Below are 7,991 nucleotides of genomic sequence, written 5' to 3'. Positions count from 1 at the left end.
AAAAAGCATTCAGGTGCCTATATCGGCGGTGTCCACCTCTTCCCATTCCGAACAGAGAAGTTAAGCCCGCCAGAGCTGATGGTACTGCGGTAATACGTGGGAGAGTAAGTCGGTGCCAACTTTTACTAAACAACCCCGCTAACTTAAAGTTAGCGGGGTTTGTTTGTTTTTACAGGGTAGGGGGTAATGATAGATTATCGTCTAAAGTTGTACGTTGCATCTATCAACTACTTAAGTTTGTTTCAAGCTGTAGCAGCGTATCGTAAAAGTTATCCAGACTTTGCTCACTCAATTGGTATTTGATCGAAGCATTCACCTTATCAATTGCGCGATGAATAGCCGGTAACAATTGTTTCCCCTTATCGGTTAGATAAACAAAGTGTTCACGCCTGTCAGCAGGATTACGCTCCGTATAAATATAATTAGCCTGATTCAGGCTATCAATCAAAATCGCCACGCGCGATTTATCGATATGTAAGTATTCTGCCAAATGCTTTTGTGCTGTAGGATGGTTGTTTAACGAAATGTGTAGCAATAGCTCGGTACTGTATTCTGAGTCAATGTCCGGTAGTTCTTGCAAAATCCGCTTATTGTACAGTTTGCTCAACCGGCGAAGGGTTCTTGATAACAGTAAGTTCATAATCCAGGTCTTGTTGTTTGTTTATGATAAAAAAATAGCGACCTGCTAAACAGGCCGCTATCGTTATTTAAGTAACGGAGTAACTACTTAATAACAGTTCCTTCTTTTAATTCGTCGCTGGCATGATTAACTATCAATTCGCCAGGATTCAGGTTGCCGAACACCTCTGTCGAATCATGGCTGCCCATACCTTCTTTAACATCTGTTAAAGCCGCTTTGCCATTTTTTACCACAACAACATATTCACGTTCCGTCGAGCGGACAATGGCCGCGTTGGGCACCAGCAGCGATTTCGCGCCCGATAACATCGGTATCTTTACTTCGGCATACATGCCCGGCTTTAAAATTCCTTTATTATTCTCTACGTCTATCTCTATCGCCTCCGATCGCATACTGCTCAGGGCATTAGCCGAGCGGCTTATTTTTGCTTTATGCTCCGCCCCGGGCATTGCATTTAGAGTAAACATAACCGGCTTAGCCAAATCAACCTTGTCCACGTAATCTTCGGGGATGTAAACTTCTAAACGCAGTTTGCTAATGTCCTGTAGGATCAGCATCGGCTGATCAGTTGTTTTCCCCGGCGATACCAAAGCTCCCGGTGATACGTTCCGCTGAACGATCATCCCATCAAATGGGGCACGGATATTCAGATAATCCTGCATCGAGTGAACCGATGCAACGTTTGATTGTTCGGACCTGGCCATAGCTTCATCAGCTTTCATCTTTGATAAAGCATTATCCAGATCCAACGGCGATACCGACCCCGGCTCCTGTGCGGCTTGCTTTAGTCGTTGGTATTTCTCCTTACTGGCAACAGCGTTTTCCTGCGCCTGCAGGTATTTTGAATTGGCTGCCTGTAATTGGGATTCCATTTCAGGCGCCTCTAAGATCATCAGCAGTTGGCCTTTTCTAACAATACTCCCCCTGTCAACAAATAGCTTTTGTACAAAGCCATTTACTTTCGGAAATATATTGACCTCGTTGTATGGTTTTAACTGGCCGGGCAGCTTGGCATTCCCCGATAGCATTTTTTCAGTTACTTCACAGGTTTCAAGAGCCGCTTTTTTTGCGGTTTCGGTAGTCATATCTACCGGCTTCTGGTTGCCCGAACAGGCAGCAAACAGCCCGATACTACTTATTATAATGATGGATTTTGATTTCATGATTTGTTTTTTAGTCCGGAAGTCGGAAAGTCCGAAAGACCGGAAGTTCTATTTTGATTAACTTTTTTTGGTTTTACGAGATGACTTCGAAGCTTTCCGTCTTTCCGACTTCCTGACTTTCCGACTCGTCAGGCAAAAGCGATGGCGAAGCATAAGTTGTTTTTTGCTGAACCCAGGCAAATACCTGCGGTAAAATAAACAGTGCAGCCAGGGTGGATGCAAATAAACCGCCGATAACCGCCCGGCCAAGTGGTGCCGTTTGCTCTCCGGCTTCACCCATACCCGATGCCATAGGTATCATACCCGCCATCATAGCTAAACTGGTCATCAAAATCGGCCTTAGCCTGATGGATGCGCTGGTTACCGAGGCGCGTGTTGCATCTTTATATTCAAGCCGTAAAGTTTCGGCATTGGTTACGATCAGGATGGCATTGGCTACCGATACCCCGGTCGACATGATCATACCCATGTACGATTGCAGGTTCAGCGTTGAGCCGGTCAACAGCAACGCCGTTATCGACCCTAAAATTACTGCTGGTATGGTAGATAATACCGTTAGCGATAATTTGAACGATTGGTAATTCGCAGCCAGCAGTAAAAAGATAACCAATATGGCAAACAACAATCCATTTTGCAGGCTCGATAGCGTTTCAGTTAGCAGGCTCGACATCCCTTTTACCTCGGTCAATAAACCTTTAGGCGCTTCACCTACCGATTTGATAGCTTCCTCCACATCGCTGGTAGCGGTGCCCAAATCTTTTTTGTAGATGTTGGCGCTCACCGTTAGAAAGCGCCTTGGGCCCGCACGGTCATACTCACCAGGCGCATAAGTTACCTTAAAATCGGCTACATCAGCCAGTGTGGGGCTGCTTTGCCCTTTAATCAGCGGTACTTCTTTCAGCTCGTCCATTGTGTTCATCACATATTCGGGTATCTGCACCTGCACCTGGTAGGTATAGGCCGATTTTTCATCCAGCCAAAGGTTCTTTTCGGTAAAACGGCTCGACGAGGTACTCGCCGTTACCGAGCGCGAGATGTCCTTGATGTTCAATCCTAACTGCGCAACCTTCAGCCTGTCGAGCGTGATCGATACCACCGGGAAATGCTGCGGCTGATCGATCTGCACATCACGCAGGTACGGAATAGCTTTCAGTTTAGACATTATCTTACCCGAATATTGCTGTATCTGCTCCATATTTTTGCCCGCCACCTGTACCTGTATCGGTGTGGATGCACCCTGGCTCATGATCTTCTCCGTCATATCTATCGGCTCAAAACTGATGCGCAAGTCGGGCAGGGCCGCTGCGATATTCTTACGGAGCGCATCTTTCAGCTCATCCATATTCATATGGTAATCCTCATCCAGGTTAACCTGTAAAACAGCCTCGTGCGTGCCGGTATTAAACACATACAGGTTACTGCTGCCAAAGCTGCTCGGCACCAAACCGATATACCCCGAAGAGATTTTTACATGGTGATCCACCGTTTTGTCGATGATATCCAGAACCTGTTTAAAACCTTCCTCCGTTCTTTCCAGTCGCGTACCTTCGGGTTCCTTTATCCGCATCTGGAACTGCCCGTTATTCAGTTTAGGCATCATATCCTTCCCTATTGAAACAAAACCAATCGCAGCCAAAACCAACACTAAAACCAGGTATACCGGCACGATCACTTTTTTACGAGGCATCCACCTTTGCAGTATTTTGATGAATCGCATTTTTACACGTTCGAAAAGATCGTTTTTTTCGGGGTGCTCAATCTCATTTTTTAAATGTGTATTGATCTGTGCTTCTTCCTGTTTATCAAAACCTTCTCCGGCGTGCGCATGTAGTTTACCATGCTCGTAATGCTGGTAGGTCTCGGCTTTGATGAGCCAGTTGGATAGGATAGGAACCACCGTCTGCGCAACGATGTACGATACGATCATGGTTAGACCGATCGACATCGATAGCGGCAAAAACATGGCCTTAGGTACGCCGTTCATCATAAACGATGGTGCGAATACAGCCAGGATACACAACAAAATGAGTAATAATGGAAAAGATATCTCCTGGCAGGCATCAAAAATCGCTGCCCGCTTTCTTTTGCCCATCTCCAGGTGCTGGTGTATGTTTTCGATGGTCACCGTCGCCTGGTCGACCAGGATACCTATGGCCAGCGCCAAACCGCTCAAAGTCATGATGTTGATGGTTTGCCCGAACAGGCCGAGCAACAATACCCCGATTAAAATCGAGACGGGTATCGTAATAACAACGATCAAACTACTGCGCCAGTCGCGTAAAAACAGCAGCACCATCAAACCAGTCAGCAAGGCGCCAAGGCCACCTTCGGTCATCAAACTTTTTACTGCGTTTACCACGAACGCCGATTGATCGAACTCGTATGATATTTTGATATCGTCGGGCAGTAAATTCTGCATCTCGGGCAGCTTACTTTTCAACGTCTGCACTACCGTCCAGGTCGAGGCATCGGCTGTTTTCACTACGGGTATATATACCGAGCGCTTACCATTTACCAGTGCGTAATCTACCGTTACGTCGGCCGCATCGCTCACCCGGGCAATATCCTTTACATAAATTGGTACTCCGTTTTTGGTAAGCACCGGGATATTGCCAAAATTATCGCTGTTTCTAATAAGCGAGTTCATGGTGGTGAGGTACATATTATTCCCCAGCCTCAGGTTACCCGAGGGCGACATGACATTGAACTTGGAAAGCGCATCAACAACTTCATCGGGTGTTAAATTGTAACTGCGTAGTTTGTTAGGATCTATGCTTAAGATGATTGATCGAGCGTTAGAGCCAAACGGCGGGGGGGCCGACAAACCCGGAATGGTGGAGAACATGGGCCTGATACGCGTTGCCGCCATATCGTAAATATCCTTCAGGCTCTCGGTTTTACTGTCTAATACCAATTGGCCTACCGGTAACGATGAGGCATCAAACCGTACAACCTGCGGTGGCAAGGCACCAGGCGGAAAAAAGCTCTGCGCGCGGTTTACCTGTAAGGCTACCTGTGCCGATGCCTCGGCCATATTGGTGCTTTCGTAAAATGATAGCTTGATGATCGTTAGTCCCTGAATGTTTTTGCTGCTGATGCTTTTGATGCCGTTTACATACAAAAACTGATCCTGTAAACGGGTTGAAAAGAAACCTTCCATTTGTTGGGGCGACATGCCCCCGTACGATTCGATAACATAGATAGTCGGCAGGTTTAAAGCCGGAAAGATATCTATGGGTATTTTTATTGCACTGAGCACTGCGAATATTAAAAGGCTCAGGGTGATCACTATGGTAGTGATGGGCCTTTTGAGTGCGGATGTGACCATTGACATGATTATTAATTTAAAGAGTTTAAGATTTGACCTACATTGTTCCCGGTAATGGCTTTCTGAAAGAGCGCATGGCTGTAGCTGTACTTGGCGGCTGCGTAGTCGCTTTCGGCGCGGTACAGAATGTTCAGAGCCGCATTAAGCTCGATGATATCTGTTAAGCCGGCTTTATAAAGCGATAATTTTTGCCGGTAACCCGCATTAGCCGCGCGTAACTGGTTAGGGATTTCCTGCAGGCGCTGTGTTGCGGTATTCATCTCCTCATCGGCCTGGTTTACACTGATGGCCAGCATATCGCTTACTTCCTGGAGTCTTTTGCGCGAATAATCGGTAATGGTTTTCTGGGTGCTGAGCTTCAACTTGCGCCTGCGTAGGTCGAACAGGTTGTAGCTGATACCCAAACCCACCAGGTAATTATCGCGGTTAAAGCCAAACCCATCCGAAAGGCTGTTGAAATGATCGGTCGCGTCTACGCTCGAGCCGCGCCCCCAAACAGCGCCTTCCAGCAATATTTTAGGGTTATAGCTTTTTTTGACCAGATCTTCTCTTTCGAGATTGTTTTGATAAACCGATTTATAGTAGTTGATCAGCGGATGGCTTGCAGTATCTATCGTACCCACATTTCTACCCATAAAATTGTCGATCAGCTTTGTCGCAGCTGTAGTATCCGGCACGATGCGCTGATACGGTAAGCCACTAACAGCGGACAGTTGCAGCTGCACCTGTTTCAATTGGTTGGATAGCTCAATATAATTTAACCGCGCTTTGGATAACTCCGCTTCGGCAATGCTGGTATCAACACCGGGCCGCACTCCGCTTTTAGCAAGCGATAGCACCGAGCGTTTAATTTCCTGACTACGTTGGATGTTACGTACCTGGATATCCAAAAAATCCTGTAGCCGCAATAATTGCAGATAATTATCGATGGTATAGGCCTGCAACTGGTATTTCGATTGGATAAACTCGTTTTGCTGAACCTGCACATCAGAGCCGGCTACTTTATTTTGTGCTCCGTAAGCACCAAAATTATAGATCTCCCAGTCGAGCGCCGCGACGCCGACATTGGCAGACAAGGTTGCGGTGTTGTTATCAACCCGTACGCCCCGCGAGTTGGATGGTATAATGCCAAAGCCAAAATACGGGCCGGCATCATTGTTATTTGTACCGATATCTGCCTGGTAATTGAGCCTTAGGTTAGGCAGCCAGTTGCTGCGGGTTTCGGCAGCCTGCGCCTGTTTAATCAGTATAACGGCCGAATCGGTGATCAAACCAGGTGCTTTTTTGCTTACATTACCAAGTAATGTTTTAAGACCTATGGGAGGGCCTTGCTGAGCATAAATATTGGCTGTAATGAACATGCCAATACATATACCTGTGATTATTTTTAAAATTTGCATAGAAAATTATTTCCGGAATGACCATTGCGCGTGCTGAGTGTGATAAGACAGGAAATAAACCAGTCAAAACACCCTCTTACAAAAGCAAGGGTTAATAAAAAAAATGATTGTACTTAATACAGAATTGTGCTAAGTCAATAAATCAGATCCGGAATGTTCGGAGAGAGAGGTAAACGTACTGATAATTGATATCATACCGCGTAAAACTTCGGAAAGGTTTGAGGTTAAGTTTCCAAAGCTGCAGGGTAAACAACAATAAGATAAAACAGCCAGTTACCGAATTGATAAAATCGCCTGCCGATTTTTTATCATTCAGGGTAAATTTATCGGTGCGCTGTAAAAAGTTAATCGGATGGCTGTTGAAGTTGATGGTTTCGTTACGCCGCTTAAAAATAGATGTCTGTGCGGCCTGTGTCCGTTGGTTAGTATCAGGCAGGTAATACAGATGGGATATAACAATGAACGAGTACAGCGCTATCACGATAAGCACAATAAGTCTGTTGTCAGGAAAGGCCGTATGTCGTTTCACTACAATTAATTATCCCAGCTGTACAAAGGTGAGAAAAAATGTTTTAATAAAAATGCATTGTAAAATGGTTTTTTTTGCCTTTCATTAAACTAAACAATAAAAAAAACGTCTACCATCATAAAAATCCCAACAAAAACAAAACTTGATTGTTAACTTAAATATTGTATTTACAGTTAAATAAAAGGGGCAGGCATGAGAAGAATAAATACCCGGCGTCTATTCAATATTTTTTTAGCTATAGTTATCGTAGAGATATTTGTAGGGATCTCGGCCAGGAAAACAAGTGGCCCGGCAAAATATAATGATGCCCATAAAACAGATGTTGTTAATAATGGATCGCTTGTAAATAAAGATGACAACGACAAAAAAGGCCAAGTTAATCTCAGGTCTATTGGATGGTCGGTGCGCAATACTTTACAAAGCGATAGCCTGAAACAGGCAAAGCGATTCGATTAGCTGCTCTGATATCCAACAACGGTTTGATGAAATACCCGGCAAGCGACGGGTTAGCAATAGTCTTTTACAATTACCGGCATTTAATTGGATTTATTGCTAAATGTAATTGTTGTTGTTATTCACGGTATCGAATCTTAGCCCTCTAAACATCTTGATTTGTATCCGAAGCGTTGAGCTTACCTTTTTTAACAGGTACTTTCCTCAGCAAATTAAGGTATAGCTTATTAAAAATATTTTTTGCTTAAAACCATATTGGGAAAACAATTTATCAATAAGATGGTTGTTCTAAGGCTATACTGTTTTTGAAATTTCAGTGAGTTAATTCATATTATTTAAAGATTAAATATTTTAATTATTGAGGTATTTAATTGCATTTTGTTGTTTTTAATTTACGCATTTGTTAATTTTAATAGCTTTTACATGGATAAAACTTTACCCGCATTAAACCTGTAAAACCATCTGCCACATTCACAAC

General features: G+C 44.4%; 6 protein-coding genes and 1 rRNA gene. 2 read left to right on the top strand and 5 right to left on the bottom strand.

All coding sequences use genetic code 11. The features are described from left to right. The first annotated feature begins 9 nt into the window (after positions 1-9). Positions 10-121 (top strand): 5S ribosomal RNA (gene rrf, locus BEL04_RS18370). Between the two features lie 102 nt (positions 122-223). Here the strand turns inward: rrf and BEL04_RS18365 are convergent. The 5 genes from BEL04_RS18365 to BEL04_RS18345 all read right to left on the bottom strand — a co-directional run bounded on the left by BEL04_RS18365 (position 224) and on the right by BEL04_RS18345 (position 7,060). Then, on the bottom strand, positions 224-640 hold the full coding sequence (locus BEL04_RS18365) for a MarR family winged helix-turn-helix transcriptional regulator (RefSeq protein ID WP_066006227.1): 417 nt from the start codon (positions 638-640) through the stop codon (positions 224-226). A gap of 83 nt (positions 641-723) precedes the next feature. Beyond that, on the bottom strand, positions 724-1,803 hold the full coding sequence (locus BEL04_RS18360) for an efflux RND transporter periplasmic adaptor subunit (protein WP_066006226.1): 1,080 nt from the start codon (positions 1,801-1,803) through the stop codon (positions 724-726). 73 nt (positions 1,804-1,876) lie between these two features. Continuing rightward, on the bottom strand, positions 1,877-5,131 hold the full coding sequence (locus tag BEL04_RS18355) for an efflux RND transporter permease subunit (RefSeq protein WP_371327589.1): 3,255 nt from the start codon (positions 5,129-5,131) through the stop codon (positions 1,877-1,879). An 11-nt stretch (positions 5,132-5,142) separates the two neighbouring features. Further along, positions 5,143-6,492 carry a TolC family protein gene (locus tag BEL04_RS18350; protein ID WP_254659597.1) on the bottom strand — a complete coding sequence of 450 codons (1,350 nt, stop codon included), beginning with the start codon at positions 6,490-6,492 and terminating at the stop codon, positions 5,143-5,145. Positions 6,493-6,673: 181 nt separating this feature from the next. Next, positions 6,674-7,060 (bottom strand): hypothetical protein, encoded by a 387-nt coding sequence (locus BEL04_RS18345; RefSeq protein ID WP_139113099.1) that lies wholly within the window; start codon positions 7,058-7,060, stop codon positions 6,674-6,676. A 192-nt stretch (positions 7,061-7,252) separates the two neighbouring features. Between BEL04_RS18345 and BEL04_RS18340 the strand changes: the two genes are divergently transcribed. Continuing rightward, positions 7,253-7,516, top strand: coding sequence for a hypothetical protein (locus BEL04_RS18340; protein WP_066006222.1), 264 nt, complete (start codon positions 7,253-7,255; stop codon positions 7,514-7,516). Positions 7,517-7,991 lie beyond the last annotated feature (475 nt).

Origin of the sequence: Mucilaginibacter sp. PPCGB 2223 (genome assembly GCF_001705515.1) — a bacterium.
Classification (GTDB): Bacteria; Bacteroidota; Bacteroidia; order Sphingobacteriales; family Sphingobacteriaceae; genus Mucilaginibacter.
Note: the sequence above shows the minus strand (reverse complement) of the source record. Positions and strands in the feature narration are given on the sequence as shown.